General features: G+C 68.4%; 31 protein-coding genes. 9 read left to right on the forward strand and 22 right to left on the reverse strand.

Going from position 1 to position 25907, the window contains the following annotated elements:
* Positions 1–134: 134 nt before the first annotated feature.
* Complete coding sequence (locus tag ACFOM9_RS01825) at positions 135–1265, forward strand: PilT/PilU family type 4a pilus ATPase (RefSeq protein WP_386705617.1); 1131 nt, start codon at positions 135–137, stop codon at positions 1263–1265.
* Positions 1266–1380: 115 nt separating this feature from the next.
* Positions 1381–2007, forward strand: coding sequence for a superoxide dismutase (locus ACFOM9_RS01830; protein WP_386705619.1), 627 nt, complete (start codon positions 1381–1383; stop codon positions 2005–2007).
* An 894-nt stretch (positions 2008–2901) separates the two neighbouring features.
* Here the strand turns inward: ACFOM9_RS01830 and ACFOM9_RS01835 are convergent.
* Complete coding sequence (locus ACFOM9_RS01835; RefSeq protein WP_386705621.1) at positions 2902–3453, reverse strand: DNA-3-methyladenine glycosylase I; 552 nt, start codon at positions 3451–3453, stop codon at positions 2902–2904.
* 102 nt (positions 3454–3555) lie between these two features.
* Between ACFOM9_RS01835 and ACFOM9_RS01840 the strand changes: the two genes are divergently transcribed.
* From ACFOM9_RS01840 to ACFOM9_RS01855, 4 genes are all read left to right on the forward strand, one after another.
* Positions 3556–4014, forward strand: coding sequence for an FKBP-type peptidyl-prolyl cis-trans isomerase (locus ACFOM9_RS01840; RefSeq protein ID WP_386705623.1), 459 nt, complete (start codon positions 3556–3558; stop codon positions 4012–4014).
* 41 nt (positions 4015–4055) lie between these two features.
* Positions 4056–4622 carry a YqgE/AlgH family protein gene (locus tag ACFOM9_RS01845; protein WP_386705625.1) on the forward strand — a complete coding sequence of 189 codons (567 nt, stop codon included), beginning with the start codon at positions 4056–4058 and terminating at the stop codon, positions 4620–4622.
* Positions 4619–5086, forward strand: coding sequence for a Holliday junction resolvase RuvX (gene ruvX, locus ACFOM9_RS01850; protein ID WP_386705627.1), 468 nt, complete (start codon positions 4619–4621; stop codon positions 5084–5086). Before ACFOM9_RS01845 ends, ruvX begins: the two co-directional genes overlap by 4 nt.
* A 145-nt stretch (positions 5087–5231) precedes the next feature.
* Positions 5232–6161, forward strand: coding sequence for an aspartate carbamoyltransferase catalytic subunit (locus ACFOM9_RS01855; protein ID WP_386705629.1), 930 nt, complete (start codon positions 5232–5234; stop codon positions 6159–6161).
* A 54-nt stretch (positions 6162–6215) separates the two neighbouring features.
* On the opposite strand, the gene ACFOM9_RS01860 is transcribed toward ACFOM9_RS01855, so the two are convergent.
* The 18 genes from ACFOM9_RS01860 to ACFOM9_RS01945 all read right to left on the reverse strand — a co-directional run bounded on the left by ACFOM9_RS01860 (position 6216) and on the right by ACFOM9_RS01945 (position 21640).
* Positions 6216–7019, reverse strand: a complete 804-nt coding sequence (locus ACFOM9_RS01860; protein ID WP_386705631.1) for a carboxylesterase family protein — start codon at positions 7017–7019, stop codon at positions 6216–6218.
* 4 nt (positions 7020–7023) lie between these two features.
* The gene (locus tag ACFOM9_RS01865) at positions 7024–7482 is read right to left on the reverse strand and encodes a hypothetical protein (RefSeq protein WP_386705633.1); all 459 of its coding nucleotides are present in this window, start codon (positions 7480–7482) and stop codon (positions 7024–7026) included.
* Positions 7483–7570: 88 nt separating this feature from the next.
* Positions 7571–8932: a magnesium transporter gene (gene mgtE / locus ACFOM9_RS01870; protein WP_386705635.1), complete on the reverse strand. Its 1362-nt coding sequence runs from the start codon at positions 8930–8932 to the stop codon at positions 7571–7573.
* Between the two features lie 46 nt (positions 8933–8978).
* Positions 8979–9113 (reverse strand): hypothetical protein, encoded by a 135-nt coding sequence (locus ACFOM9_RS01875; RefSeq protein WP_386705637.1) that lies wholly within the window; start codon positions 9111–9113, stop codon positions 8979–8981.
* 27 nt (positions 9114–9140) lie between these two features.
* Positions 9141–10865 (reverse strand): phosphoenolpyruvate--protein phosphotransferase, encoded by a 1725-nt coding sequence (ptsP, locus tag ACFOM9_RS01880; RefSeq protein ID WP_386705639.1) that lies wholly within the window; start codon positions 10863–10865, stop codon positions 9141–9143.
* Positions 10865–11134, reverse strand: coding sequence for an HPr family phosphocarrier protein (locus ACFOM9_RS01885; protein ID WP_386705641.1), 270 nt, complete (start codon positions 11132–11134; stop codon positions 10865–10867). The genes ptsP and ACFOM9_RS01885 overlap by 1 nt, the downstream gene beginning before the upstream one ends.
* Before the next feature lie 99 nt (positions 11135–11233).
* Positions 11234–11626 carry a PTS sugar transporter subunit IIA gene (locus ACFOM9_RS01890; protein ID WP_386705643.1) on the reverse strand — a complete coding sequence of 131 codons (393 nt, stop codon included), beginning with the start codon at positions 11624–11626 and terminating at the stop codon, positions 11234–11236.
* Between the two features lie 105 nt (positions 11627–11731).
* Positions 11732–13729: a S1 family peptidase gene (locus tag ACFOM9_RS01895; RefSeq protein ID WP_386705645.1), complete on the reverse strand. Its 1998-nt coding sequence runs from the start codon at positions 13727–13729 to the stop codon at positions 11732–11734.
* Between the two features lie 97 nt (positions 13730–13826).
* Positions 13827–14759: an RNase adapter RapZ gene (gene rapZ / locus ACFOM9_RS01900; protein WP_386705647.1), complete on the reverse strand. Its 933-nt coding sequence runs from the start codon at positions 14757–14759 to the stop codon at positions 13827–13829.
* Positions 14756–15715, reverse strand: a complete 960-nt coding sequence (hprK, locus tag ACFOM9_RS01905; RefSeq protein WP_386705650.1) for an HPr(Ser) kinase/phosphatase — start codon at positions 15713–15715, stop codon at positions 14756–14758. The genes rapZ and hprK overlap by 4 nt, the downstream gene beginning before the upstream one ends.
* The gene (locus ACFOM9_RS01910; RefSeq protein WP_386705652.1) at positions 15712–16185 is read right to left on the reverse strand and encodes a PTS sugar transporter subunit IIA; all 474 of its coding nucleotides are present in this window, start codon (positions 16183–16185) and stop codon (positions 15712–15714) included. Before ACFOM9_RS01910 ends, hprK begins: the two co-directional genes overlap by 4 nt.
* 19 nt (positions 16186–16204) lie before the next feature.
* Positions 16205–16534 (reverse strand): ribosome hibernation-promoting factor, HPF/YfiA family, encoded by a 330-nt coding sequence (hpf, locus tag ACFOM9_RS01915; protein ID WP_386705655.1) that lies wholly within the window; start codon positions 16532–16534, stop codon positions 16205–16207.
* Between the two features lie 128 nt (positions 16535–16662).
* Positions 16663–18084 (reverse strand): RNA polymerase factor sigma-54, encoded by a 1422-nt coding sequence (locus ACFOM9_RS01920; protein WP_386705658.1) that lies wholly within the window; start codon positions 18082–18084, stop codon positions 16663–16665.
* Positions 18085–18126: 42 nt separating this feature from the next.
* Entirely contained in the window at positions 18127–18846 is a 720-nt protein-coding gene (lptB, locus tag ACFOM9_RS01925; protein ID WP_386705660.1) for an LPS export ABC transporter ATP-binding protein, read from the reverse strand.
* Positions 18846–19436 (reverse strand): lipopolysaccharide transport periplasmic protein LptA, encoded by a 591-nt coding sequence (lptA, locus tag ACFOM9_RS01930; RefSeq protein WP_386705663.1) that lies wholly within the window; start codon positions 19434–19436, stop codon positions 18846–18848. Before lptA ends, lptB begins: the two co-directional genes overlap by 1 nt.
* Positions 19417–19971 carry an LPS export ABC transporter periplasmic protein LptC gene (gene lptC, locus ACFOM9_RS01935; RefSeq protein ID WP_386705665.1) on the reverse strand — a complete coding sequence of 185 codons (555 nt, stop codon included), beginning with the start codon at positions 19969–19971 and terminating at the stop codon, positions 19417–19419. The genes lptA and lptC overlap by 20 nt, the downstream gene beginning before the upstream one ends.
* A complete protein-coding gene (locus ACFOM9_RS01940; RefSeq protein ID WP_386705667.1) occupies positions 19968–20510 on the reverse strand; it encodes a KdsC family phosphatase in 543 nt (180 codons plus the stop codon). The genes lptC and ACFOM9_RS01940 overlap by 4 nt, the downstream gene beginning before the upstream one ends.
* A gap of 119 nt (positions 20511–20629) precedes the next feature.
* A complete protein-coding gene (locus tag ACFOM9_RS01945; RefSeq protein WP_386705669.1) occupies positions 20630–21640 on the reverse strand; it encodes a KpsF/GutQ family sugar-phosphate isomerase in 1011 nt (336 codons plus the stop codon).
* A gap of 121 nt (positions 21641–21761) precedes the next feature.
* Between ACFOM9_RS01945 and ACFOM9_RS01950 the strand changes: the two genes are divergently transcribed.
* The 3 genes from ACFOM9_RS01950 (at position 21762) to ACFOM9_RS01960 (ending at position 23687) form a co-directional block, all read left to right on the forward strand.
* The gene (locus ACFOM9_RS01950; RefSeq protein ID WP_386705671.1) at positions 21762–21998 is read left to right on the forward strand and encodes a BolA family protein; all 237 of its coding nucleotides are present in this window, start codon (positions 21762–21764) and stop codon (positions 21996–21998) included.
* 110 nt (positions 21999–22108) lie between these two features.
* Positions 22109–23365: a UDP-N-acetylglucosamine 1-carboxyvinyltransferase gene (gene murA / locus ACFOM9_RS01955; protein ID WP_386705673.1), complete on the forward strand. Its 1257-nt coding sequence runs from the start codon at positions 22109–22111 to the stop codon at positions 23363–23365.
* Between the two features lies 1 nt (position 23366).
* A complete protein-coding gene (locus ACFOM9_RS01960) occupies positions 23367–23687 on the forward strand; it encodes an EF-hand domain-containing protein (RefSeq protein WP_386705675.1) in 321 nt (106 codons plus the stop codon).
* A gap of 54 nt (positions 23688–23741) precedes the next feature.
* Here ACFOM9_RS01960 and ACFOM9_RS01965 read toward each other — a convergent pair whose 3' ends face one another.
* From ACFOM9_RS01965 to purN, 3 genes are read right to left on the reverse strand one after another with little or no spacing between them, the layout of a single operon-like run.
* Positions 23742–24431, reverse strand: coding sequence for a DUF3108 domain-containing protein (locus tag ACFOM9_RS01965; protein ID WP_386705677.1), 690 nt, complete (start codon positions 24429–24431; stop codon positions 23742–23744).
* On the reverse strand, positions 24431–25213 hold the full coding sequence (locus tag ACFOM9_RS01970) for a DUF3108 domain-containing protein (RefSeq protein ID WP_386705679.1): 783 nt from the start codon (positions 25211–25213) through the stop codon (positions 24431–24433). Before ACFOM9_RS01970 ends, ACFOM9_RS01965 begins: the two co-directional genes overlap by 1 nt.
* 10 nt (positions 25214–25223) lie before the next feature.
* Positions 25224–25895, reverse strand: coding sequence for a phosphoribosylglycinamide formyltransferase (purN, locus tag ACFOM9_RS01975; RefSeq protein ID WP_386707243.1), 672 nt, complete (start codon positions 25893–25895; stop codon positions 25224–25226).
* Positions 25896–25907: the final 12 nt, after the last annotated feature.

The following is a 25907-nucleotide window of genomic DNA, read 5'->3' on the forward strand; positions in this document are numbered from 1 at the left end:
GCCAAGGACAAGCGCTTGTTCGAGTAAGAGCGTCATCCCCGGCGAGGCGAGGCATCTCGCCCTGCCGGGCATCCTCCGGGACAGGCGCCTCGCCGCGCCCGGAATGACACCTCCAGAGGTCGCCGGAGTTCCACATGAGCAGCATAGATTTCACCTCGTTCCTCAAGCTGATGGCGCACCAGAAGGCGTCGGACCTGTTCATCACCGCGGGCATGCCGCCGTCGATGAAGGTCAACGGCAAGATCTCGCCGATCACCCAGAACCCGCTGACGCCGCAGCAGGCGCGCGAGCTGGTGCTCAACGTGATGTCGCCGCCGCAGCGCGAGGAGTTCGAGCGCACCCACGAGTGCAACTTCGCCATCGGCGTGTCGGGCGTGGGCCGCTTCCGCGTCTCGTGCTTCTACCAGCGCAACCAGGTGGGCATGGTGCTGCGCCGGATCGAGACCCGGATCCCGACGATCGAGGAGCTCAACCTGCCGGCGATCATCAAGACGCTGGCGATGACCAAGCGCGGCATCATCATCTTCGTCGGCGCCACCGGCACGGGTAAATCCACCTCGCTGGCGTCGATGATCGGCTATCGCAACCAGAACTCGACCGGCCACATCATCACCATCGAGGACCCGATCGAATTCGTGCACAAGCACGAAGGCTGCATCATCACCCAGCGCGAGGTCGGCATCGACACCGACAGCTGGGACGCGGCGCTGAAGAACACCCTGCGCCAGGCGCCCGACGTGATCATGATCGGCGAGGTGCGCACGCGCGAGGGCATGGACCACGCCATCGCCTTTGCCGAAACCGGCCACCTGGTGCTGTGCACGCTGCACGCCAACAACGCCAACCAGGCGATGGACCGGATCATCAACTTCTTCCCCGAGGACCGTCGCGGCCAGCTGCTGATGGACCTGTCGCTCAACCTCAAGGGCGTGGTGGCGCAGCAGCTGATCCCGACGCCCGACGGCAAGAGCCGCCGCGTGGCGATGGAAATCATGCTCGGCACGCCGCTGGTGCAGGACTACATCCGCGACGGCGAGATCCACAAGCTCAAGGAAATCATGAAGGAGTCGACCAACCTCGGCATGAAAACCTTCGACCAGAGCCTGTTCGAGCTCTACCAGGCCGGCGAGATCAGCTACGAGGACGCCCTGCGCTACGCCGACTCGGCCAACGAGGTGCGGCTGCGGATCAAACTGGCGCAGGGCGGCGATGCGCGCACCCTGTCCCAGGGGCTGGACGGGGTCGAGGTGGCCGAGGCCAACTGAAACGCTGCGTTGTCGGCAACGCACGCGAAAGGGCGCTTCGGCGCCCTTTCCTTTTCGACTTCTTTACCCGCGTCGTAGGACAATGCCTGTTCAGCTTCCCAGACAGGAGATCGACGTGGCCCATACCCTTCCCCAGCTCCCCTACGCCTACGACGCGCTCGAGCCGCATATCGACGCGCAGACCATGGAGATCCACCACACCAAGCACCACCAGGCCTACATCAACAACCTGGACAAGGCGATCGAGGGCACCGAGTTCGCCGACAAGCCGGCCGAGGAGTTGATCCGCGACCTCGACGCGCTGCCCGAAAAGATCCGCGGCGCGGTGCGCAACAACGGTGGCGGCCACGCCAACCATTCGCTGTTCTGGACCGTCATGTCGCCCAAGGGCGGCGGCCAGCCGAACGGCGACGTCGCCAAGCACATCGACAGCGACCTGGGCGGCTTCGACAAGTTCAAGGAAGCCTTCACCCAGGCCGCACTGACCCGCTTCGGCAGCGGCTGGGCGTGGCTGAGCGTGGACAAGTCCGGCAAGCTCGCGGTGGAAAGCAGCGCCAACCAGGACAACCCGCTGATGAAGGGGATTGGCTCGGGCAACACCCCGATCCTGGGCCTGGACGTCTGGGAACACGCCTATTACCTGAAGTACCAGAACCGCCGCCCGGACTACATCGGCGCGTTCTACAACGTGGTCGACTGGAACGAAGTCGAGCGTCGCTACCAGGATGCCGTCAAGGGCTGAGCGCGACGCGGCCCGTCGGATCGGGCGGCGTAATGATTGGAAGAGGCCCGGCGAAAGCCGGGCTTTTTCGTTGGCGACTCGTGTCGCCCCGGGGCTGCCACCTTGCCGTTGCCGTTGCCGTTGCTGTTGCTGTTGCTGTTGCCGTTGCGGTCGTGTTTGCCTTGCCTTGCCTTGCCTCGCCCTGCCCTTGCCCTAGCCCTAGCCCTAGCCCTAGCCCTAGCCCTCGCCGCTGCCTTGCTAATAAATCACCGACATCGTGGGCAGACCCGAAGGGCGCCGCACAAGGATGTGCGGCGTTTTTCTATGAGGCAGGAGGCCGATTAGAAAAATCCCTGCGTTACTCAACGCCGCTGCGGGAGGTGTGTACGGGGAAAGCGTTTTCTTTGGTTCGTTTCTTTGGCGCTTATCAAAGAAATGAACTCGCCCGCTCAGCGGGCGAAACGCTCTTGATCCTTGCTCTCGCTCCGGGATGTACGCACATCGAAACCGGTGCTGAGGTCAATGGCAAAGTCAGAAGCTTCCGCCTTCGGCGGCTTCATTTCTTTTGATAAGCGTCACTGCGCACGCAGGAGCGGGCGCGAACAGCGAAGCTGGCCCCGAAGGGGCGAGCGCCATGGATGGCGCGAGTCAAAGAGACCGAAGCAAAGAAAAACCCTTTCCCGTACAGAGCTAACCGGGTGAGTCGCTGACGCAAGGATTTTTCTAATCGGCTTCCTGCCTCATAGAAAAAACGTCGCACATCAATGTGCGCCGCCCTCCGGGTCTGCGGAGTTGCGATGTGATTGGTTGTCTAAGCAAAGTCAAAGGGACTAGCAAAAGCACAAGAAAAAGCACAAGAAGCAGCCACCAGAACGAGCACAAGCAGGGGGCACCCATGGGCAGAATCGATGCGCGTCAGATGACGACCGCCTTGCGCGCCTCGGCAATGCCTTCGAGGGCAGGGCAGTCCGCACGGTGCGCGCCTGGCAGGTAGTCCAGGCTCATCAGGAACTCGCCGGTGATCTCGCCGCCGGTAAAACGGAAGGTGCGCTTGAAAAGTTTCACCCAGGACGCCTTGTCCCGCGGCGTGCCGCCTTCGCGCGCATGGGCGTCGAGCCATTGCGCGAAACCGCCGTGCGTGTCGCGCAGGCCGCGGATCACCCCGGCGTTGTGGATGGCCGCGTCGACCTTCAGCCGGTTGCGGATGATGCCGGCATCCGCGAGCAGGCGCAGGCGGTCGGGTTCGTCGTAATCGGCGACCGTGTCCACGTCGAAACCGTCGTACGCGCGGCGGAAACCCTCGCGCTTGCGCAGGATCGTTTCCCAGCTCAGGCCGGCCTGGTTGATCTCCAGCACCAGGCGCTCGAAGAGCACCTGCTCATCCCGCTGCGGGAAGCCGTATTCGTGGTCGTGGTAAGGCCCGTGCAGCGGATGGCCGGGTGCGATGTCGCAATAGCAGCTGCCCATGTTGGGAGTCTAGCGAATGAGTGTCGCAGCGGCCCGCCCGGGCTTGCGCCGGGATTCGCCGCTGCGCGACCATGCCGACATCCCCGAAACGACAGGTCCGCCATGGAAATCGCCGATCGGCGCGTCGCCACCGTCCACTTCACCCTGCTCGACCAGCAGGGCGGGCAGGTCACCACTACGCACGGCCATGACCCGCTGGTCTATGTGCACGGCACCGGCGGCATCGTGCGCGGGCTGGAGGAGGCGCTGTCGGGCAAGAAGGCGGGCGACCGGTTCGAGGTGGAAGTCGCGCCTGAACAGGGGTTCGGCAAGCGCCACGAGGGGCTGGTGCAGACGCTGCCGCGCAGCCTGCTGGGCGCGGACGGCCCGCTGCAGGTCGGGACACGGCTGAAGGCGCAGACCGAGCGCGGCCCGCTGGACGTGGTGGTGATCGCGGTCGACGCCGATACGATCACGGTCGACGGCAACCATCCGCTGGCCGGGCGCCCTTTCCGGGCCCAGGTCGAAGTCGTCGACGTCCGCCTGGCTTCACCCGAAGAGCTCCAGTTCGGCGTCGGCTGAGAAGCGGCACGCGCCCCGACCCGCCCCGGTAGAATGCGCCCATGCCTGCCACGTCCACACCGCTGGCCAACCAGCTCCTGATTGCGCTGCCCTCGCTGGCCGACCCGAATTTCGCGCGCTCGGTGGCGCTGATCTGCCAGCACGACGAGGATGGCGCGATGGGCGTGGTGGTGAACCGCCCCTCGGAATACACGCTCGGCGACGTGTTCGAGCAGATGGGAATCGAAACCGGCGACGCCGCACTGGTCGGACAGCCGGTGCTCGCCGGCGGGCCGGTCCATCCCGAACGCGGTTTCGTCCTGCACGACGGCAAACGCGAGTGGGATTCGAGTCTGGCGATCGGCGACGGCCTGTTCGTCACCACCTCGCGCGACGTGCTCGAAGCGATCGCCCGCGGGGAAGGGCCGGCACGCGCGACCGTTGCGCTCGGCTGCGCCGGCTGGGGCGCCGGCCAGCTCGAATACGAACTGACCGAGAACAGCTGGCTGACCGTGCCCGCCGACGCCGAACTGCTGTTCGCGACGCCGCTGGACGCGCGCTGGCAGGCGGCCGCCGGGCGCATCGGCGTCGACATGGCGCGGATGACCGACTACAGCGGTCACGCGTGAACGCGCCGGCGATCAGGACCGACGGCACGGTGCTTGGCTTCGACGTCGGCGTGCGCCGGATCGGGGTCGCGGTCGGCAGTACCTTCGGCCACGGCGCGCGCGCGCTTGCCGTGATCGACGTGCATTCCGGCCATATCGACTGGCCGGTGATCGATCGCCTGCACAAGGAATGGCGACCCGATGGCCTGGTGGTCGGCGACCCGATGACTCTCGATGGCGGCGACCAGCCGATCCGCGAGCGTGCCCATGCCTTCGCGCGCGAACTCCGGTCGCGCTACCAGCTTCCGGTGGTGCTGATGGACGAGCGTTCCAGCTCGGTCGAGGCGGCGCAGCGCTTCGCGCTCGACCGTTCCGCGGGCAGGCGGCGCCGTCGCGACGCCGCGGCGCTCGATGCGGTGGCGGCGGCGGTGATCGTCGAACGCTGGATCGCCGCACCCGGCGACGCCACGACCCTCCCGGCGTGATGTCCGGCATTTGTCTGCACGTGAGCTCCGTCTCGCAGCTGCGCGCGGCCGAACGCGATGCGGTGCGTGTCGCTGCGCTGCGCGAGGCACGAATTGAGTGGCAGCGGTCGGGACGCGCCCAAGAATCGATGCACACGGGAATCACATGACACCGCAACTCGACGCCAGCGACCGCCTGCGCCACCTGCTGACCCTCGAAGAGCTGCCCCGCGAACGGTTGGTCGCGCTGCTCGACCGCGCGCAGGCGTTCGCCGATGGCGCAGCCGGCCGGCCGCTCGCCGGCACCGCCGTGTGCACGCTGTTCTTCGAGCCATCGACGCGCACGCGGCTGAGCTTCCAGCGCGCCGCCCAGCGGCTCGGCGCCGACGTGCTCAACTTCGACGCCTCCACCTCGTCGACCAGCAAGGGCGAGACCGCGCTCGACACGATGAAAAACATCGAGGCAATGGGTGTGCGCGGGTTCGTCGTGCGCCATTCCGAGGATGGCGGCGTCGCCGCGCTGGCGGCGCGGGCGCAGCCAGGGACCGCGCTGCTCAACGCCGGCGACGGCCGCAGTGCGCATCCCACCCAGGGGCTGCTCGACATGCTCACCCTGCGCCAGGCCAAGGGCGTGGATTTTTCCCGGCTCAAGGTGCTGATCGTGGGTGACATCCGCCATTCGCGCGTCGCCCGCTCCGACCTGCAGGCACTGCGCACGCTCGGCGTGGGCGAGATCCGGATCTGCGGACCGCGATCGCTGCTGCCCGACGACGAGACGCTGGATGGCTGCCGGATCGAAGACGACTTCGACGCGGCGCTCGAGGGCGTCGACGCGGTGATGATGCTGCGTCTGCAGCGCGAACGCATGGCCGAAGGACTGGTGTCGTCGCTCGAGGACTATCACCGCGACTACGGCCTGACGGCGCAGCGTTTGCGCCTTGCCGCGCCCGATGCGGTGGTGATGCATCCCGGGCCCATGAACCGCGGCGTCGAGATCGACGACGACGTGGCCGACGGCCCGCAGTCTTTGGTGCTGCGGCAGGTCGCCAACGGCGTGGCGGTGCGGATGGCGGCGCTGGAGGCGCTGCTGGGCTGACGCTGCAGCGGTCGCAGGGCGGCGAGGGGATCGGAACCAGCGCGGAAGCCGTGCTCAGCGACGTTTCTGGGAGAACAGCCAGGGCCAGAGGTCCGGGGTGCGCGCGTAGGCCGGATCCCAGGCGTTGTGGTCCGCGTCCGGGAACTCGGTGTACCGGGCATCGCGTGCATCGACGCGGCGGAACGCCGCGATCAGCCGGCGGTCGTCGTCCGGCGGCACCACGTCGTCCTTTGCTCCGTGGAAGATCCACACCGGAACGTCGCGCAGCGCTTTGGCGATGGTGGCGTAAGGATCGGGATCGCCGGCGACCTGGGTGACGTACAGCGCGCGTTCGTCGCTGATCCGCCGGACGGCCCCACATACCGGCACCAGTGCGGCGAAGCGCTCCGACTGCGCCAGCGCCAGCTCCCAAGTGCCGTAGCCGCCCATCGACATGCCGGTGAGGTAGGTGCGATCGCGATCGCCGTTGAACTCGGCGGTTGCCGCGTCCAGCGCCGCGAAGGCGACGTCCGCGCTGGCGCCTTGCCACTCGCCGTTCTCCGGCACCTGCGGGAACACCACGATGGCCGGGAAACTGTCCGGGTTGGCGCGGACGTGGGGGCCGAGCCCGGCCAGCGTCGGCTTCACCCCGTCGTCGCCGCGCTCGCCCGAGCCGTGCAGGAACAGGATGACCGGCGGGGTCGCGCCGGCGGCGGACGAGGGCACGAAGACCTGGTAACGATGCGCCCGGCCATCGACGACGACCTCGCGCTGCGCGAACCCGGCCTCGCGTGGTGCCGTCTCGCCGGCGGGCGGCAGCGATCCGCACCCTGCCAGCCCGATCATTGCAACGGTGGCCAGCAGGGTCGGTCGCCGCATCGGCCTACTCCATGAAATGCCTGCGCACGAAGTCGATCGCGTCGGCTTCTTCGACGCAGGGCGTGCAGAATGTGCCGCGGCCGTCGATCGGGCCATCGTACTGCCACTGGAAGGTCTTGCTGTAGTTGCCTTTGCGGTCGCTGACCTGCAGCGCGTCGCCTTTTGGCACGATGTCCAGCACCAGGCCGTTGGGAAAGCGCACCGCGAAGCCCTGGCCGTCGGAGCCCGGGCCGATGTTGCGCAGGCGCACGCGATCGTGCTTGAGGCCGTACTCGTAGTTGATGACCTTGCCGTTGGGGCCGCTCCAGAACGACAGGCTTTCGAACCCGGCGGAACTGTAGTCGTGGCCGGGCAGGGCGAAGTTGGCGACCTTGCCGTCGGTGTACACGCTGGGGGCCCTGTCCTGCGCGTGGGCAACGCCCGCCATCGCGAGCAGGCCGGCCAGCACGCGGGCGGTTGTCATGGTCTTCATCCTTGCATCCTCCGATTCGCCCGCGCGCGGGCCCCGGGAAAATCTAGGTAAACGGCCATGAACCCCGGCTTCACGCGCCTCAGCGCAGCAGGATCAGCGTCGCGAGGCCCAGGAAACTCAGGAAGCCCATCACGTCGGTGATCGTGGTGAGGATCACGCCGCCGGCCAGCGCCGGATCGAAGCCCATGCGCTTGAGCGCGAGCGGCACCAGGACGCCGCCGAGCGCGGCCGACGCAAGGTTGATCGTCAGCGCCGAGGTGATCACCAGCGAAAGCTCGACGTCGCGGTACCAGACCCAGACGATCAGCCCGAGCAGGGTGCCCAGCGTGAGCCCGTTCATCAGCGCCACGCGCACTTCCTTCCACAGCAACGTGCGCGAGTTGGAGCTGCCGATCTGGCCGAGCGCCAGGCCGCGCACCATCAGCGTCAACACCTGGGTGCCGGCGTTGCCGCCCATGCCGGCAACAATGGGCATCAGGACCGCGAGCGCGACGATCTGCTGGATCGTGCCCTCGAAGCGGCCCACCACGCTGGCGGCGAGGAACGCGGTGCACAGGTTCACGCCCAGCCATACCACGCGGCGGCGAAACGCGCGCGGCACCGGGCTGAACATGTCCTCGTCCTCGTCGAGGCCGGCGGCGCTCAGCGCCTGGTGTTCGGCCTGGTCGCGGATGATGTCGACTACGTCGTCGATGGTGATGCGGCCGAGCAGGATGTTGCCGTCGTCGACCACCGGCGCGCTGATCCAGTCGTGGTCGGAGAACTTGCGCGCGACCTCGTCCCCGGATTCGACCACGTCGATCGCCGGTTGCTCGTCGTCGATCAGCTGGTTGATCGGCGTGTTGGCCTCATGCGTCAGCAGCACCTGCAGCGCGATCCGGCCCAGGTACTGGTGGCGTCGGCTGACGACGTAAAGATGATCGGTGTGTTCCGGCAGCTCGCCGCGCAGGCGCAGGTAGCGCAGCACAACGTCCACCGTGGTGTCGGCGCGCACCGTCACCACGTCCGGGTTCATCAGGCGGCCGGCGGTGTCTTCCTGGTAGGACAGCACCTGTTCGAGGCGCTCGCGGTTCTCGCGGTCCATCGACTTGAGCACTTCGTCGATGACCGTGTCCGGCAGGTCCTCGACCAGGTCGGCGAGGTCGTCGATGTCGAGGTCCTCGACCGCGGCGACGATCTCGTCAGGATCCATGTCCGCGAGCAGGCTCTCGCGCACCTCGTCGCCAACGTGGACCAGGACCTCGCCGTCGTCCTCGGGATCGACCAGTCCCCACACCACCTGGCGCTTGGCCGGCGGCAGCGATTCGAGCAGGTTGCCGATCTCGGCGGGCGCAAGGGTATTGACCAGCCGCCGCACGGGCCCGAGGCGACCGCTGTCGAGCGCGTCGGAAAGCAGACGCAGCTGGCGCGCGGTCTTGTCGTGGCGGACGGCTTCTGCCATGCGGTAACTTCCGAGGCTGCGTCGCGACGTGCTTGCGCGACAGGGATCAGGCGTTCATGCGCGCATTATCGCCCGCGCAGCCCGGCTCTGCCCACCCGTCGATCTTGTCTTCCGTGGGAGCGGCTTCAGCCGCGAGCTCTTCCACGAAAATCAGATGACCAGTCAAAAGCTCGCGGCTCAAGCCGCTCCCACAACAGCTGAGGGCGGCCTAGGTATCGGCCGGCGTGTTGGCGCGCAACCATTTCTCGATACCGGCGCGGTCGCGAGCGCGCAGCAGGGCGGGCGCCCGGGCGCGAAGGATTCCCAGGTCGCAGGCGCGGATCGCATGGCGCAGTTCCAGCAGCGTGCCCGGGTGCAGGCTGAACTCTTCCAGGCCCAGCGCCAGCAGCAGCGGCGCGAAACGGGCGTCGCCGGCCATCTCGCCGCACACGGCCACCGGCCTGCCGCGGCGCCTGGCGATGCGGATCACGCTTTCGAGCAGGCGCAGCAGCGCGGGATGCAGCGGGGTGTAGAGCTCGCCCAGGGCCTCGTTGTTGCGATCAGCGGCCAGCAGGTACTGGATCAGGTCGTTGGTGCCGACGGACAGGAAGTCGACCGCATCGATGAAGCCCGGTAGCGCGATCGCCGCCGCCGGCACCTCGATCATCGCCCCCAGCGGGATGTGCTCGGCGATCTCGTGGCCCTCGCTCACCAGGTCGCGGCGCACGCGCCTGAGCAGCGCGGCCACGGCGACGACCTCGTCGCGGCTGCTGACCATCGGGACCAGCACGCGGATCGGGCCGTAGCCAGAAGCACGCACGATCGCCCGCATCTGGGCTTCGAAGATGCCCGCGCGCGCCAGCGACAGGCGTACGCCGCGCAGGCCGAGGGCGGGGTTGGGTTCGTCGCTCAGCGCCAGGCCGGTGCGATCGGCCTTGTCGGCGCCGATGTCAAGCGTGCGGATCGTCACGGTGCGGCCGGTCATCCCGAGCGCCACGTCGCGGTAGGCGCGGAACTGGGCGTCCTCGTCCGGCAGTTGCGGACCCATGAACAGGAACTCGGTGCGGTACAGGCCGACGCCGGCCGCGCCCAGCGCGTGCGCCTCGGCGACGTCCGCGCGCGATTCGGCATTGGCATAGACGCGGATGTCGACGCCGTCGAGCGTGCGCGAGGGCTCGCGCCGCAGCCGATGCAGCTGCTTGCGTTCGCGCTTTTCCTCGCGCACGCGGGTCCGGTACGCGCGCAGGTCCGCCGCGCCGGGTTCGACCACCACCTGGCCGCCGCTGCCGTCGACCGCCAGCACGTCGCCGTCGTTCACCAGTTGCAGGGCCTGCGCCGCGCCCACCACCAGCGGCAGGTGCAGGCTGCGCGCGAGGATGGCGCTGTGCGAAAGCGCGCTGCCGCCGGTGGTGACGATCGCGACCACTCCCTGGGACTGCAGCTGCGCCAGCTCCGATGGCGCGACGTTGTCGGTGACCAGGACCTCGCCGGCGACGCCGCGCATGGCCACGTCGCGCTTGTGCAAGGCGGCGTGCAGCCGGCCGATGACGTGGTCGATGTCGTCGATGCGGTTGCGGAAATAGGCGTCGTCCATGTCCGCGAACAGGGTCGCAAGGCGATCGCGCTGCAGGCGCAGGGCGTAGTTGGCGCCGTACAGGCCCTTGCGGATCAGCTCCTCGATGCCGCGCAGCAGCTCGGGGTCGTCGAGCAGCAGCGTGTGCATGTCGATGAACTCGCCGACTTCATGCGCGAGCGCGCCGTGCAGGCGGTCGCGCAGGGCCAGCATCTCCGAGCGCACGGTGGCCACCGCCGCGTGCAGGCGCGCGAGTTCTGCATCCACCGCGGCCGCGTCGATCCGGTCTTCGGCCACGTCCAGCACGTGCGGCAGCCGCAGGCGGGCCTGACCCAGCGCATTGCCCTTGGAGGCGCCATGACCGGACAGGACCAGGCGCATCAGCTCTCCTCGTCGAACCGTCGCTCGAACAGCGCCGAGACGGCCTGTGCGGCGGCGGACTCGTCCTCGCCATCGACCCGCAGCACCACCGGCGTGCCGTGCCCGGCCGCCAGCAGCATCACCCCCATGATGCTCTTGGCGTTGACCTCGCGGCCCTTGGCGGTGAGGGTGGCGTTGCAGCGATACGGCGCCAGCGCCTGCACCAGCTTCGCGGTAGCGCGCGCGTGCAGGCCGAGCTTGTTGTCGACCAGGAGTTGGCGTTCGATCATCGTGATGTCTCCGCCTGCGCGTCGCATCGACGTGCAGGCGCGGGGAAGGGTGGGTATGGCAAGGCGGGGCGCGCGTCCGCCCCAACGGCGGCGCGGGACTCAGGCATCGTCGAGCACCACGCCGTTGCGGGCACCGGCGGTCGCCACCGCGGGCAGTTCGTCGAGCGCAAGCTCGGGATAGTTCAGCACCCGCAGCAGCATCGGCAGGTTCAGCGCCGACACGCGGCGCACCGGCGTGCCCAGGTGCGCAAGCTTCGCTGCCAGGTTGCTGGGGGTGGCGCCGTACAGGTCGGTGAGCACCAGCACGCCGGCGCCGGAATCGAGCCTGCGCAACGCCGCGCTGGCCTGGGGCAGCAGCGTCTCGGGATCGCCGTCGAAAGGCACCTCGAAGGCACCGACCTCGAGCGGCAGGTTGCGCAGCAGCGACGACGCCACCGCAACCAGCGCGCTGCCAATGCCGATGTGGGTGACGAGGAGGATGCCGACGGCCATGCCGGCAAACTTAGCAGACGCGGGCGACTGCCTGATAGCGCGTCGGCCGGCGCGGGCCGAAACCCGACGCCCGGCTTGCGCCGGCGCGTCCCCGGCCGACCCTGCTCAGTGCTCCCGGACCTCAAGCCCCTTGAGCAGCAGCTCGAGCTTTGCCTTCATCGCCTCCGGAGACTGCTTGCCTTCTTCGACGTAATGGGCCGTGTAGAGCACGGAAGGCGCCTGGTCCGCCGGCGCGCCGACCACCGCGGTGATCCGTGTGCGATCGTCGCCGTCGCGCGCAATGGCATCGTTGGGGTGGCGGCGGTGCAGGACGCGATCCCAGTCCTCGCGAACGTCGTCGTCCATGGAGGAAGTCGCGGCTTGGGCGCGGATCGCCATCACGTAGTTCTGGTCGTTCCGCGTGGCGGACAGCCACAGCTCGGCCACGTCCCACACCACCTTGTTGCCGTCAGGGAAGAACATGAAACCCAGCGTGAGCACGCTGTCGGGCTGGATTGACTGCAGCTCGGGCGTGAAGGATAGCTCCATCCGCTGCGAGGCATAGCGGAACCGCTTGCCGTAGTCGAATTCGATGTCCACCCCGGCGAGCGCGGACGGCCGCAGGTCCTTGCGCGCCAGGTAGTCGCGCCACTGCGCCAGGTTGCCATCGAGGTTGACGTAGGCGAAGTCGGTGAGCGCCTTCAGGTTGATCAGCTGGTCGTGCTCCTGCATCGCCATCGCGTAGCGCGAGATGCCGACGTAGCCATCGGGGACCGGCAGCGCCATCGTCATCAGCCTGGCATTGGCGTAGGGGATCGGCCATATCCAGACCTGCCAGCGACGGCCCCAGGCGTCGACGTGGACGGCATCCACCGTCGGCTTGCCGAGCGACTTGACGGTGACGTTCTCCGTGCCGACCGTGCGCTTGAGCGAGCCGGTTCGCAGCAGCAGGTCCATCGGCACCGTCGGATCGTCGTACAGCTTGTCGGCGGGTACGTCATCGGGCCTGCGGAGATGGAACAGCATGTTCTTGCCGAACGAGCCGGGCGTGATGTACCCGTTAGCCGACAACCGCGTGTCGTTTTCCTGCTTGCCGGCCAGCACCCAGGTGCCATTGCCGTCGCGCGCGACGATCCGCGGCAGGTCGCCCATGTCGGCGATCTCGTGCAGCAGCCGCTGCGAGCCCTCGCCGTTGGGAAACAGCCGCTCCGACTGGCCGTCCAGCAGCGCTTTGAGCTGGCCGTCGTAGAAGGCATTCAGGCGCGACATGTAAGTCGCGTAGAACGCGTCGAGTGCCAGCGGCAGCGCAAAGCGCTCGCGGAAGTTGCCGCTGACCGTGCTGTCGAACACGTCGAACTGGTAACCGCCGCGCACGTCGATGTCGGCCTGCCCCTCGGGTGCGTCGAGCAGCATGCGGATCGGCAGCGCGTAGTTGAGGTTCTCGTTGGGGGACTTGGCCAGGACCACGCCGACGACCTTGCCCTCCTGGTCCACCAGCGGACCGCCGCTGTTGCCCGGTGAGGCCGCGGCCGAGAAGCGCATCCATTTCCAGCGACCGTCCTGCTGTTCCGGCGTGTCGGAGGTATACAAGCCGTCGCGGATCACGACGCCGGTGCCGTAGGCATTGCCGACCGAGTACACGGCTTGGCCCGCCGCGGCCGAGGTGTTGACCGGCAGCGCGGATGCGCCCGGCTGCTGCTTCAGGGTGAAGACGGCGAAGTCCTGCTGCAACGAGAACTTCACGACCTTGTCGATCGCGTAGACCTTCCCGCCATTGTCGCGCAGCGCAGGTACTCCCCAGAGGCTGTCCGCGCCCGCCATCAGGACGTGCGCCGCGGTGGCGTAGCGCCCATCGCCGATCGCGAAGGCGGTGCCGATAGAGTAATAGGTGTCGTTGCGTTCCTGGAATGGCAGCAAGTCGAGCGGCAGCGGCTTCTCGTAAGTCAGCGGATCCTGCGCGGGCTTTGCGGCAACTACCTCGAAGGTCGTCGCCTGGATGGCCGGCAGTTGCTCGGGCGCCAGGCTCACGGCCCATGTCGTGGACGAGACCGTCAGGCAGGCAAGCGCGATCAGGCACTTCCAGCCGGTCCATCGGCCGGCCGGCCGGGAATTGCGATACGCCATGTGGTTCCCCTGTGGTTCTGTTGCGATGCCGCCCGGGCTTTCCCCTCCCGGCGTCGCAATCATGTTCGCACGCGACGCGTGCCAGCGGCGAGCTGCCTCAGTCCAGTTCGCGGTGGTAGGTCGCCACGTCGGGCCACCCCTGGGCGCGCGCATGTTCGGCCAGGGTTTCGGTCAGGTAGACCGAGCGGTGGCGCCCGCCGGTGCAGCCGATCGCGACGGTGACATAGCTGCGCGTGTCCGACCGCATCCGCGGCAGCCAGTGATCGAGGAAGCCGGTCACCTGGGCCACGTAGTCGCGTACGTCGTTCTGCGCGGCGAGGTATTCGGCCACTTCGCGGTCGCGGCCCGACAGCGGCCGCAACCTGGGATCCCAGTGCGGGTTGGGCAGCACCCGCGCATCGAACACGAAATCCGCATCCGACGGCACGCCGCGACGATAGGCGAACGATTCGAAAAGCAGCGACAGCGACGAATCCAGGCCGAGGTTGAGGTCGGTGGTGACCCGGCGCCGCAGCTGGTGGACGTTGAGGTCGCTGGTGTCGATGATCACATCTGCCAGCGCGCGCAGCGGCTTGAGCACCTGCCGCTCCAGCGCGATGGCGTCGGCGAGCGCGAGGCCGAGATGGCTCAGCGGATGGCGCCGGCGCGTGTCGGCGTAGCGCTTGAGCAGGACCTCGTCGCGGGTGTCGAAGAACACCAGCTTCGGATCGAGTCCCATCGCGCCCACTTCGGACAGCCACTGCGGCAGGCTGGCCAGATCACCGTGGCGGTTGCGCACGTCGATCCCGACCGCGAGCTTGCGCGGCGCGCTGTCGCCTTCGGTGACGCTGCGCACGAAGCTGGCCAACAGTTCGGCCGGCAGGTTGTCGACGCAGTAGAACTCGAGGTCCTCGAAGGTCTTGAGCGCGACCGACTTGCCGCTGCCCGACAGCCCGCTGACGACCAGCAGGACCGGCTTGTTGTCGCCCGCGATCGCGTCGCCCGCGGGGCCGCGGGATTGATTCGTGCCGTCGTTCGTATCGTCGTTCATGGCACGCCGCGCTCGAGGAAATGCGAATGCCGGGCCATGAACGCCGCCGCCGGATCGACGCCTTTTGCCCGCAGGATGTGCATGCGGGTGGCGGCCTCGGTCAGCACCGCGAGGTTCCGGCCCGGCATCACTTCGAGCGTGATCAGCGGCACGTCCAGGTCGAGCACGCGGCGCAGGCCGAGGTCGCCGGTGAGCCGCTCCATGCCGTCGCTGCTGCTGGGCCGCGGCTCCAGCTGCGGCCGGGTCAGGTGGACGACCAGGCGCAGGTACTTGTTCCGCTTGACCGCGGTGTCGCCGAACATCTCGCGGATGTTGAGCACGCCCAGGCCGCGCAGCTCCAGCAGGTCCTGCAGCAATTCCGGGCAGGTGCCGTCGAGCACGTCGGGGGCGATCTGGGTGAACTCGGGCGCGTCGTCCGCCACCAGGCGGTGGCCGCGCGAGAGCAGTTCGAGCGCGAGCTCGCTCTTGCCCGAGCCCGATTCGCCGGTGATCAGCACCCCGATCGAATAGATCTCCATGAACACCCCGTGCAGGGTGATCCGCGGCGCCAGCTTGCGGGCGAGGTGGTATTGCAGGTGGTTGAGCAGTTCATGGCCGCGCCGCGGCGAGCCCCACAGCGGGGTTTCCGATTCCTCGGCCGCCTCGGCCAGGTCGTCGGGGCAGCGCTGGTCCTTGCTGATCACCAGCGCCAGCGGCCGGTAGCGCATCAGCTTTTCGATGATCTCCCAGCGCAGCCGCGAATCCAGCGAATCGAGCCAGGCCAATTCCTCGGTGCCCAGGATCTGTACCTTGTTGGGATAGATCGTGTTGAGGTAGCCGGCGAGCGAAGGCCTGCGCGCGACGGTGTCGCCCGCTTCGAGGACGCGCGCCTCGCCGCTCTGGCCGGCGATCCAGTGCAGATCCAGGCGTTCGCGCATCTGTTCGAACAGGTCAGCGGCGGTGATGCTCGCGTTCAATGCATGATCGCCATGGTGGGCTGCGGCAGGCCGAGCAGCACGGCGTGGAGCGCGCGGACGTCGCGGGCATCGCGCAGCGCGTCGCGGAATCCCGCATCGGAGAAGCGCTCGGCCAGTTCGGCCAGGGTCGCGAGGTGCTCCTGCGAGGCATGTTCCGGCACGCTCATGGCGAACACGAGGTCGACCTTGGCGTGGTCGCGGGCGCCGAAGTCGACCGCGCGCGCGAGCCGCATGAAGGCGCCGCGCGCGACGCTGGATGCCTTGCTGCGGGCGTGCGGGATGGCCACGCCGTGGCCGATGGCCGTGCTGCCCAACGCCTCGCGTTCGCGCAGCGCGGCGCGGATGACCGGGGTCATGGCCGGCAAGGCGTCGGCCAGCAGCCGGGCGGCGGCATCGAGCACCTCGTCGCGATCGGCCGCCTCGGTCAGCACCACGATGCGTCCAGCGGTGAGCAGGTCGGCGATCGGCATGGGATGGGTGTCGGGCAGGTCAGGTGAATTCACCGCTGCGCGCGATGCTCTCGCCGCGGCGGTAGTTGTCCACCATCTTCTGCTTGTGCTTGAGCAGCAGGCGGTCGAGCTTGTCGGCCAGCAGATCGATCGCAGCGTACATGTCGATGGCGCTGGCGTCGGCGTGCAGGTTCTGGCCCGACAGGTTGATCGTGGCCTCGGCGCAGTGGTTGGGCTTGTCGAGGCTGAGCTGCGTGCGGATCTCGAAGGGTTGCTCGAAATGGCGCCCGAGGCGCTCGAACTTGCTTTCGACGTATTCGCGCAGCGCCGAGGTCACCTTGATCTCATGGCCGTGGATATCGATACGCATTCGCCACCTCCTGGTTTTCCGGCCGGACTGGCCGGGGATCCAGCATCGCCCGAAGCGGGCGCGCAAGGGATAAAAACAGGTTAACCCAGCGTGCCGGTGGCGGGAAGGTTCAGGCGCAGGCTGCGGGCTCACGCGACCCGGATGCGCTCGTGCGAGGACGGGATGTTGAGCAGTTCGCGGTACTTGGCCACGGTGCGCCGCGCCACGGGTACGCCGGTGGCCTTCAGCGTTTCGGCCAGGCGCGCGTCGGACAGCGGCTTGCGCGGGTTTTCCGCTTCGACCAGGCGTTTGATCATTTCCTGGATGGCGATGCTGGATGCCTCGCCGCCGCCCTCGGTGCCGATGCCGGACGCAAAGAAGGCCCGCAGCGGGATCGTGCCGCGCGGCGTGCGCACGTACTTGCGCGAGATCGAGCGTGAAATCGTCGATTCGTGCAGCCCGACTTCCGCCGCGACCTCGCGCAGCGTCAGCGGGCGCAAGGCCTGCGGGCCGAATTCGAGGAAGCCGGATTGCTCGCGCACCAGGCACTGCACCACCTTGAGCAGGGTCTCGCCGCGCTGCGCCAGGTTCTTCAGCAGCCAGCGCGCTTCTTGCAGGCGGCCGCGCAGGTAGCCGGCATCGCTGCTGCCGGCGTGCTGGATCATCTGCTCATAGCCGCGGTGGATGGTGAGGCGCGGCTGGCGCTCGTTGGCCAGCGTCACCCGCCACATGCCCTGCTGGCGGGTGATGACGCAATCGGGGGTGACGTAGGTATTGGCCGGCAGGTCGCCGATCTGCGCGCCAGGGCGGGGATCGAGCGAGCGCAGCAGCGCCAGCGCCTGCTCGGCCTCTTCCAGCTTGCAGCCCAGTTCGGCGGCCACGCCTTCGATGCCGATCCTGGGCAGGCGGTCGATCGGGCCCGTGGCGATGCGTCGCGCCAGTGCGCGGCCGGGCGTGTCCTCGGGCAGGTTGTCGAGCTGCAGCACCAGGCATTCGCCGAGGTCGCGCGCGCCCACGCCGACCGGATCGAGGCGCTGCACCTGGCGCAGCACCACCAGGATTTCGTCGGGCGTGCACTGGATCTCGGGCAGCAGCGATTGCGCGATCGCGTCCAGCGGTTCGCGCAGGTAGCCGTCGTCGTCGATCGCGTCGACCAGCATCAGCCCGATGCGCCGGTCGCGTTCGGACATCTGGCCCAGGTGCAGCTGCCAGGAGAGGTGGTCCTGCAGCGAATCGGTCTGCACGATGCGATCAGCCGGGTCGCCGTCGTCGTCGCCCTGCCAGCCGCGCGATTCCTGCCAGGCCTCGCCGGACTGGCCCCAGTCGTCGTCGCGGAATTCGTTCTTCGCGTCGCCGTCGCCCTTGGCCTCGGTCGATGGCGCGTCGCCGCGGTCGTCGCCCACGCGCAGCGGTTCGGACTCATCCCAGTCGAGCAGCGGGTTGCTCTCGACCGCGGCGTTGATCTCGGCCTCGAGCTCCAGCGCCGAAAGCTGCAACAGGTGCAGCGCCTGGCGCAGCTGCGGCGTCAGGACGAGGTGTTGCCCCAGCGATGTCTGGAGACGTGGTTTCATCTTCCCCTGCAAGCATTCCGCGCCGTTGGCGACGGCGCGCGGCTACAGGCGGAAGGATTCGCCCAGGTAGACGCGACGCACGTCCGGATTGGCCAGCAGCGCGTCCGGAGCCCCCTGCGCGAGCACGCTGCCTTCGCTGAGGATATACGCCCGGTCGCAAATGCCCAAGGTCTCGCGGACGTTGTGGTCGGTGATCAGCACCCCGATGCCGCGGTTCTTGAGATGGCGGACAATGCGCTGGATCTCGCCGACCGAAATCGGGTCGACGCCGGCGAAAGGCTCGTCGAGCAGCATCAGCCGCGGATTGGCGGCCAGCGCGCGCGCGATCTCGACCCGCCGCCGCTCGCCGCCGGAGAGGCTGGCGCCCGCCTGCTCGGCTACGTGGCCGACCTGGAGTTCGTCCATCAGGCTGGCCAGCTCGCGCTCGCGCGCGGCGCGGTCCAGGTCGTCGCGCAGCTCAAGCACCAGCCGGATGTTGTCGGCGACGCTGAGCTTGCGGAATACCGACGGCTCCTGCGGCAGGTAGCCGACGCCGAGGCGGGCGCGGGTGTACATTGGCTCGGCGGTGATGTCGCGGCCGTCGAGCACGATCTCGCCCTCGTCGGCCGGGACCAGGCCCACGATCATGTAGAAACAGGTGGTCTTGCCGGCGCCGTTGGGGCCAAGCAGGCCCACGACCTCGCCCGCGTCCAGGGTCAGGCCGAAGTCGCGCACGACCTCGCGCGACCGGTAACGCTTGCGCAGTCCCTTGGCGACGAGCACTAGTTCTCGTCCTGCTTCGGCGGCTCGGCCTTGGGCGCGGTGCCCGCGTCCTTGGCCGGGACCTTGTTCTTCGGTTCGAAGGTCATGTTGACCCGGCCGCCGGTGTCGCCGGCCGCCGCGCCGCTCTGCACCTGGCTGGTGCGCATGTTGTAGATGATGCGTTCGCCGGAAATGCTGCCGCGGCCAGGCTGGTTGACGACGGCGTTGCCGCTGAGCACCACCGTGTCCTTGGTCAGGTCGTAGTCGATCTGCGCCGCGCTCGCGTTCACCCAGCCGCCGTCGTCGTTCTGCTGCTTGAGCTTCACGGTGCCGCCGCTGAGCTTGACGCTCTGGATCTCGCCATTGGCACGGCGCAGGTCCGCCTTGCCGGCGCTGATGTCCAGCGTGCCCTGGTTGATGCGCACGTCGCCGGAGAAGATGCAGGGGCCGGAATCCTCGAGCGAGCAATCATTGCTGGCAGCGCTGATCCTGGTCTGCTGGTTGCGGTCCGAGGTCTTGGCCGACGCGGTGCCGGGCGCGAGCCAGGACACCAGCGCGACGGCGAGAATCGCGATGGAACTGCTCTTGAAACTAGCGGCGTTTGGGGTCATGGGTCATCCGTGCCTTTGAAAGTTGGATGCGCTTGCTCGCCAGATCGGCATGCATGGTATCGCCGTTCATTGTAGAACCCGGCGTGGTTACGACCACGGGGACAGGCGAGACGGCCTTGTTCGTGTCGGGGAATACGTTCAGTTGCGCGGTCTTCATCGTCGCCGGGGTGCCGGCAGGCGGGCTGGTTGCCTTCACGTCGCCGCGCAGCCGGATCTCGCTGTTGTCGGCGGCCACCCAGCCGGTCTTCGAACGCACTTCCCAGCGCTGGCCTTCCCTGTCGGGGATCAGGAACAGCGGGGTGGCGATCGTCAGGGTGCGGTCGTCGGGATTGCGCGACAGCTCGGGGGCGCGCAGCAGGAAGGCTTCCTTGCCCTGTTTGTCCAGCGCGATCAGCTCGAAATCGTGCAGGACGTAGTCGGGCCGCGCGTCGGCAACCGCCGCCACCGGCTCGGCCGCGCGCTGGCGCCACACCGCCCAGCCGGTCGCCAGGGCAGCGACCAGCAGGACAAGGGTGAGTACGCCCCGCCAGCTCACGGCGTGTCCACCGCTGCCAGCAGCGCTTCCACGCGATGCTGGGCCGTGAGCAGCAGGTCGCACAGTTCGCGCGCCGCGCCTTCGCCGCCACGCGCGGAGGTGCACCAGTGCGCGCGCTCTCGGGTCCAGGCGTGGGCGCTGGCCGGGGCCACGGACAGGCCGACGGCGCGCATGATCCGGATGTCCGGCAGGTCGTCGCCCATGAACGACACCTGTTCCAGCGCAATGCCCAGCTCGCTGGCGAGTCCTTCGACGCAGGCGAACTTGTCGCCGACGCCCACGCACGAGCGAACGCCCAGGTCGCGGGCGCGGTGCGCCGCGGCCGCGCTGTTGCGCGCGGTGACGAACGCGACCTCTATGCCGGACTTGCGCAGCAGTGCCAGGCCCTGGCCGTCGAGCACGCTGAAGGCCTTGGATTCGCGCCCGTCGGCATCGAACCACAGCCGGCCGTCAGTCAGTGTGCCGTCGACGTCAAAGCACGCCAGACGGATGTTCGCCGCGCGCTGCTGGATGTCGACGGGGACTGCTAGGTTGGGCATTGGGGGTCCAGGAAACGAGGGAGCGTATCGCGTGCCCGCAATACGGGGCATGAAAGCGAGCTGAGGGACGCCGGGTTGAAGTTGCGCGTGCAGCAGTGACGGACCGGCAGTGCCGGCCCTTAAACCACCCGCGCCCGCAACAGGTCGTGAATATTCAGCGCACCGACCACGCGGCGCCCCGAGTCGAGCACCACCAGCATCGTGATCTTGCGATCTTCCATGAGGCGGGCGGCTTCGCTGGCCAGGGCATCGGCATCGATCGCCACCGGCGAGCGCGTCATCACATCGGCGATCCGCGCGCGATGCACGTCGATGGCCGGATCGGCCAGCGTGCGGCGCAGGTCGCCGTCCGTGTACATGCCGAGCAGGCGGCCATCGGCATCGACGATCGCGGTCATGCCCAGGCGCTTGCGGCTCATCTCCATCAGCGCGTCGGCCAGCGAGGCCTCTGCGGAAACCATCGGCACTTCGTCGTCGGCGTGCATCACGTCGCGGATATGCAGCAGCAGGCGTCGGCCGAGCGCGCCGGCCGGATGCGAGCGGGCGAAGTCGTCGGCGGTGAACCCGCGCGCCTCCAGCAGCGCCACCGCCAGCGCGTCGCCCATCGCCATCGACGCCGTGGTGCTGGATGTCGGCGCCAGGTGCAGCGGGCACGCTTCGGCGGGGACGCTCACGTCCAGGTGCACGTCGGCTTCCCGCGCGAGCGTCGATTGCGTGCGGCCGGTCATCGCCAGCAGCGGGTTTCCCTGGCGCTTGAGCACGGGCAGCAGCGTGAGGATCTCGTCGGACTCGCCCGAATAAGACAGCGCCAGCACCGCGTCGGCGTCGGTGATCATGCCCAGGTCCCCGTGGCCCGCCTCGCCGGGGTGGACATAGAACGCCGGCGTGCCGGTGGAGGCGAGGGTGGCGGCGATCTTGCGCGCCACGTGCCCGGACTTGCCCATTCCGATGCAGACCACGCGGCCGCGGCAGGCCAGCAACAGCCGGCACGCGCGGGAAAAGTCGCCGTTGATCCGGTCGCTGACCGCCTCCAGCCCGCGGGCCTCGGTGGCGAGGACCCGCCGGCCGCTGGCAGCCAGCGTTGCATCGTCGATGGACGGTGTTGCGGGGAACGCCGTGTTGTCGGCCATATCGAAGCCGGGGCCTTTCCGTTAGGCTAATCGGTTCATTTTATGCGCTTCGCGGCCCAAAAGCCCGCTTGCCCGGCTGCGGAACGCGTCCTGCTCATGCGGGCTTCACGAGGATCCCAGCTTGGACACGAACACCATTCGCCAGTTGATCGAACAGGGCCTGCCCGGAGCGCAAGTCGCGGTGCAGGGCGACGACGGCGTGCACTTCGAGGCGCTGGTGGTGTCCGACGCGTTCCAGGGCAAGCTCCCGCTGGCGCGGCACCGCCTGGTCTATGCCACGCTCGGCACGCTGATGGGCGGGGAGATCCACGCCCTGGCGCTGCGTACGATGACTCCGGCCGAGCACGCGGCGCAGTAGCCGGGCGGCTGCGCGACTGCGCCGCCACACGTCCACGCATACACTTTCCCACTTCCTGTCGCGCGCGCCCCGGCGCCGCCGCGGCCGTCAACGAGCCAGCAGGCCCCCGAATGCAGAAGATCATCGTCAGCGGCGGCATCGCGCTCAACGGCGAGGTGGCCATCTCGGGCGCCAAGAACGCCGTGCTGCCGATCCTGTGCGCCACCTTGCTGGCCGACGAGCCGGTCTCGATCGGCAACGTGCCCGACCTGCACGACGTCAAGACCACGCTGCGCCTGCTGGCCGAACTGGGCGCCGGCGTGATCGTCCAGGACGGCGCCGACCTGCAGATCGATCCGCGCACCGTGCGCAGCCACGTCGCCCCGTACGAGCTGGTCAAGACCATGCGCGCCTCGGTGCTGGTGCTCGGCCCGCTGCTGGCGAAGCACGGCGCGGCGGAAGTCTCGCTGCCCGGCGGCTGCGCGATCGGCTCGCGGCCGGTCGACCTGCACATCAAGGCGCTGGAGGCGCTCGGCGCGCGGATCACGCTCGAACACGGTTTCATCAAGGCCAGCGCCGCGCGGCTGCGTGGCGGCAAGGTGGCGTTCGACATCGTCAGCGTGGGCGCGACCGAGAACGTGCTGATGGCCGCGACGCTCGCCGATGGCACCACGGTGATCGACAACGCGGCGAAGGAGCCGGAGATCGTCGACCTGGCCGACTGCCTGGTGGCGATGGGCGCCGACATCGAAGGCGCGGGCACCGACCGCATCGTGGTGCGCGGGGTCGAACGGCTGCACGGCGGCAGCCACCGCGTTGTCGCTGACCGCATCGAGACCGGCACTTTCCTGGTGGCCGCGGCGATGACCGGCGGCTGCGTCACCGCGACCCATGCGCGCCCCGGCACGCTCGACACGGTGCTCGACAAGCTGGTCGAAGCCGGCGCCGACGTCGGCACCCGCGGCGACGCCATCACCGTCGACATGCGCGGGCGCAGGCCGAAGGCGGTCGACCTCGTGACGGCGCCGCATCCGGGCTTTCCCACCGACATGCAGGCGCAGTTCATGGCGATGAACTGCATCGCCGAGGGCGTCGGCACCATCGACGAGACGATCTTCGAGAACCGCTTCATGCACGTGCAGGAACTGGTGCGGCTGGGCGCCGAGATCCATATCGAGGGCAACCGCGCCACCGTGACCGGCGTGCCGAAACTCAGCGGCGCCCCGGTGATGGCAACCGACCTGCGCGCCTCGGCCTCGCTGATCCTGGCCGGCCTGGTCGCGGAAGGCGACACCACCATCGACCGCATCTACCACCTCGACCGCGGCTACGAGAACATCGAGCGCAAGCTTTCGGGGCTGGGCGCGAAGATCCGGCGAGTCGACTGACATGTCCCGCGTCACTCGCCAGTCGGGCATTCCCCTGAGGCGCAAGCTGCTGTTCGGCGCGCTGGCGCTGCTGCTGCTGTATTCGGGCTACGCCTGGCATACAGGCCTGGCGTTCACCGCGGGCATCGCGACCCAGGACATGGACTGGAACGGGGACGGGACGGTTTCCACCGCCGAAACCCTGCAATCGTGGTACGCGGTGACCGTGCGCAGCACGCGCGAGGGCAGGCGCGAGTGCCACAGTTACTACTGGCGGGGCAGGGAAGACGGGCAGCCGATCCGGGTGGACTGCAAAACGACGTTGTCCGAAAAGGACGACTGACGCGCGATTGCGTCGATTCGGGGCGGGGGCTTGTCGCCCGCGCGAAACCAGCGGCTATTGGACCGACTGGATCCGCAGGTCGATCTCGTCCTTGCCGTCCTTGCGCTGCAGGATGCGCGCCGGGACCGGCAGGCCGTCAACCACCCACGCCACGGTTTCCTTGTTGCCGCTGGCGTAGGAAACCTTGGTCGCAGGACGCGACTTGCCGCCCACGGTGACCTGGTCCTTGCCGACCACTTTGTAAGTCATCTGCTTGACGCGACCGTCCTCGACCATCCGGTACGAGAGAGGCTTGCCCGCGGGCACGTCGCGCGCGAGCTCGAGGTTGAGCAGAAGCGCGTCGACGTCGCCGGCCTTCAACTTCACCGGTCCCGCGCGTTCGGACTTCACGTCGCCGCTCCACGTGGCCACGCCCTTGTCCCAGTCGTACGTCGCCTGCTTGTCGGTCTTCTTGATCAGCAGCAACGACGAGTCGGTGCCCGAGATCGGGCGCCACTTGCCATCGTGGTCCTCGAACACCGTGCTCTGGTCGAGCTTGATGCCACCGCTGCCGATGCTGAGCGTGTACTTCCATCGGTCGTTGCCCTGCGGCTCCAGGGTCATCCTGCCGTTGCCCTGCAGGCCCATGTAGTTGGCCTGGTAGCTGGCGGCGAAGGGCTCGATCGCCAGTGCGGGCACGCTCGACAGGAGCAGCAGCGCGGCGATGGAAAGGGCGGGCGTCTTGTTCGCGCGGAGATGCTTCATCATTGGATTCCCTGGTATTCGGTCAGGCGCAGGTCGATGCCGTCGCGGCCATCTTCCCGCTGCAGCATGCGCACCGGAGTCGGCACGCCATTGACGACCCAGAAGATCGTCTCATCGTTGCCGCCGTTGACGCGTGAAACCCGCATCGCGTTGTAGCTCAGCTCGCCGACCTTGATCGTTTCGGTCTCGTCGGCGACCTGGTAGATGTGGTCGCGCACGCGCCCGCCGTCGACGAAGCGGTACTGCAGGCGCGCACCCGGGCGCGCGTCGCGGATCACGGCGAGATTGATCAGCAAGCCGCTCATGTCGCCATCGCGCAGCGCGATCGGTTTGCTGCGTTCATCCTTGATGCTGCCCTGCCAGCGCGCGCTGCGGGTGTTCCAGTCGTAGACACCGTTGATCTTCTTGCCCAGGAACAGGCCCTTGCGGATCGTGCTCTGGGTCAGCGGACGGAACTGGCCGCCAATGTCATCGAACACCGTGCTCTGCTGGATGTTGAGCCCGAGGATCCCCGCGAAGCCGCGATTGCCCCGGATGCCCAGGTCCACGCGCCACTGCGCGCCGCCGTTGTGCACGACCTTCATGGTTGCGTTGCCGGCCAGTTCGCCCTTGTTGTACGCCTCGTAGGTGGCGACGAACGGTTCGAGCGCCGGCGACGGCGCTTCTACAGACGTCGCGGCGGATGCCGCGGGCGCGGGCGTGCCTTGCGCGGGCGTGTCCTGGGCGATCGCGGGCAGCCCCGCGAGCGAGGCCAGCAGCACAAGGATGGGAAGTGGCTTCATGGGGCCGACATCATGCAAATCGCTGGTTGGCTGCAAGCTGAAGCGGCGCCCGCGGACGCCCGTCGACATGAACAACGTCTTCAGCCAGGGCGATGCGCCCCGCCGCGAGCCAGCGCACGGTCTCGACCAGCAGCGGGTGCTCCCGCTCCAGCACGCGCGCGGCGAGGGTGTCGGCATCGTCGTTCGCATGCACCGGCACGCGCGCCTGCGCGATCACCGGGCCACCATCGAGGTCGGGCGTGACGAAATGCACGCTCGCGCCATGTTCTCCTGCTGCCGCGTCCAGCGCCTGCTGGTGGGTGCGCAGGCCCTTGAAGGCTGGCAGCAGCGACGGATGGATGTTGATGATCCGGCCCTGCCGGGCGTCCGCTGCGGCGCCGCCGATCAGGCGCATGTAGCCGGCGCAGACGATCAGGTCCGGCTGCACCTCGTCCACGGCCGCGAACAGCGCGGCGTCGAACTCCGCACGGGTGGCGAATGCCTTCGGGCGCAGCGACCTGGCAGGGATTCCGGCATCGCGGGCGCGCTGCAGCGCCACGGCGGACGGTCGGTCGGAGAACACCCCGACGATCGCGGCCGCCAGGCTGCCATCGGCGATCGCATCGAGCAGCGCCTGCAGGTTGCTGCCGCGCCCTGAGGCGAGCACTGCGATGCGGTATGGCCGGGATTGCGGTTCGGGGATGGGCGGTCGGGA

The organism is Luteimonas notoginsengisoli, from assembly GCF_042648885.1.
Lineage (GTDB): Bacteria > Pseudomonadota > Gammaproteobacteria > Xanthomonadales > Xanthomonadaceae > Luteimonas > Luteimonas notoginsengisoli.

Coding starts and splice junctions, on each gene's coding strand:
- ACFOM9_RS01825 (WP_386705617.1), top strand. CDS start 135: ATGAGCAGCATAGATTTCACCTCGTTCCTCAAGCTGATGGCGCACCAG.
- ACFOM9_RS01835 (WP_386705621.1), bottom strand. CDS start 3,453: ATGGGCAGCTGCTATTGCGACATCGCACCCGGCCATCCGCTGCACGGG.
- ACFOM9_RS01840 (WP_386705623.1), top strand. CDS start 3,556: ATGGAAATCGCCGATCGGCGCGTCGCCACCGTCCACTTCACCCTGCTC.
- ACFOM9_RS01845 (WP_386705625.1), top strand. CDS start 4,056: ATGCCTGCCACGTCCACACCGCTGGCCAACCAGCTCCTGATTGCGCTG.
- ACFOM9_RS01855 (WP_386705629.1), top strand. CDS start 5,232: ATGACACCGCAACTCGACGCCAGCGACCGCCTGCGCCACCTGCTGACC.
- ACFOM9_RS01860 (WP_386705631.1), bottom strand. CDS start 7,019: ATGCGGCGACCGACCCTGCTGGCCACCGTTGCAATGATCGGGCTGGCA.
- ACFOM9_RS01865 (WP_386705633.1), bottom strand. CDS start 7,482: ATGACAACCGCCCGCGTGCTGGCCGGCCTGCTCGCGATGGCGGGCGTT.
- mgtE (WP_386705635.1), bottom strand. CDS start 8,932: ATGGCAGAAGCCGTCCGCCACGACAAGACCGCGCGCCAGCTGCGTCTG.
- ptsP (WP_386705639.1), bottom strand. CDS start 10,865: ATGCGCCTGGTCCTGTCCGGTCATGGCGCCTCCAAGGGCAATGCGCTG.
- ACFOM9_RS01885 (WP_386705641.1), bottom strand. CDS start 11,134: ATGATCGAACGCCAACTCCTGGTCGACAACAAGCTCGGCCTGCACGCG.
- ACFOM9_RS01890 (WP_386705643.1), bottom strand. CDS start 11,626: ATGGCCGTCGGCATCCTCCTCGTCACCCACATCGGCATTGGCAGCGCG.
- ACFOM9_RS01895 (WP_386705645.1), bottom strand. CDS start 13,729: ATGGCGTATCGCAATTCCCGGCCGGCCGGCCGATGGACCGGCTGGAAG.
- rapZ (WP_386705647.1), bottom strand. CDS start 14,759: ATGAACGACGATACGAACGACGGCACGAATCAATCCCGCGGCCCCGCG.
- ACFOM9_RS01910 (WP_386705652.1), bottom strand. CDS start 16,185: ATGCCGATCGCCGACCTGCTCACCGCTGGACGCATCGTGGTGCTGACC.
- hpf (WP_386705655.1), bottom strand. CDS start 16,534: ATGCGTATCGATATCCACGGCCATGAGATCAAGGTGACCTCGGCGCTG.
- ACFOM9_RS01920 (WP_386705658.1), bottom strand. CDS start 18,084: ATGAAACCACGTCTCCAGACATCGCTGGGGCAACACCTCGTCCTGACG.
- lptA (WP_386705663.1), bottom strand. CDS start 19,436: ATGACCCCAAACGCCGCTAGTTTCAAGAGCAGTTCCATCGCGATTCTC.
- ACFOM9_RS01940 (WP_386705667.1), bottom strand. CDS start 20,510: ATGCCCAACCTAGCAGTCCCCGTCGACATCCAGCAGCGCGCGGCGAAC.
- ACFOM9_RS01945 (WP_386705669.1), bottom strand. CDS start 21,640: ATGGCCGACAACACGGCGTTCCCCGCAACACCGTCCATCGACGATGCA.
- murA (WP_386705673.1), top strand. CDS start 22,109: ATGCAGAAGATCATCGTCAGCGGCGGCATCGCGCTCAACGGCGAGGTG.
- ACFOM9_RS01960 (WP_386705675.1), top strand. CDS start 23,367: ATGTCCCGCGTCACTCGCCAGTCGGGCATTCCCCTGAGGCGCAAGCTG.
- ACFOM9_RS01965 (WP_386705677.1), bottom strand. CDS start 24,431: ATGAAGCATCTCCGCGCGAACAAGACGCCCGCCCTTTCCATCGCCGCG.
- ACFOM9_RS01970 (WP_386705679.1), bottom strand. CDS start 25,213: ATGAAGCCACTTCCCATCCTTGTGCTGCTGGCCTCGCTCGCGGGGCTG.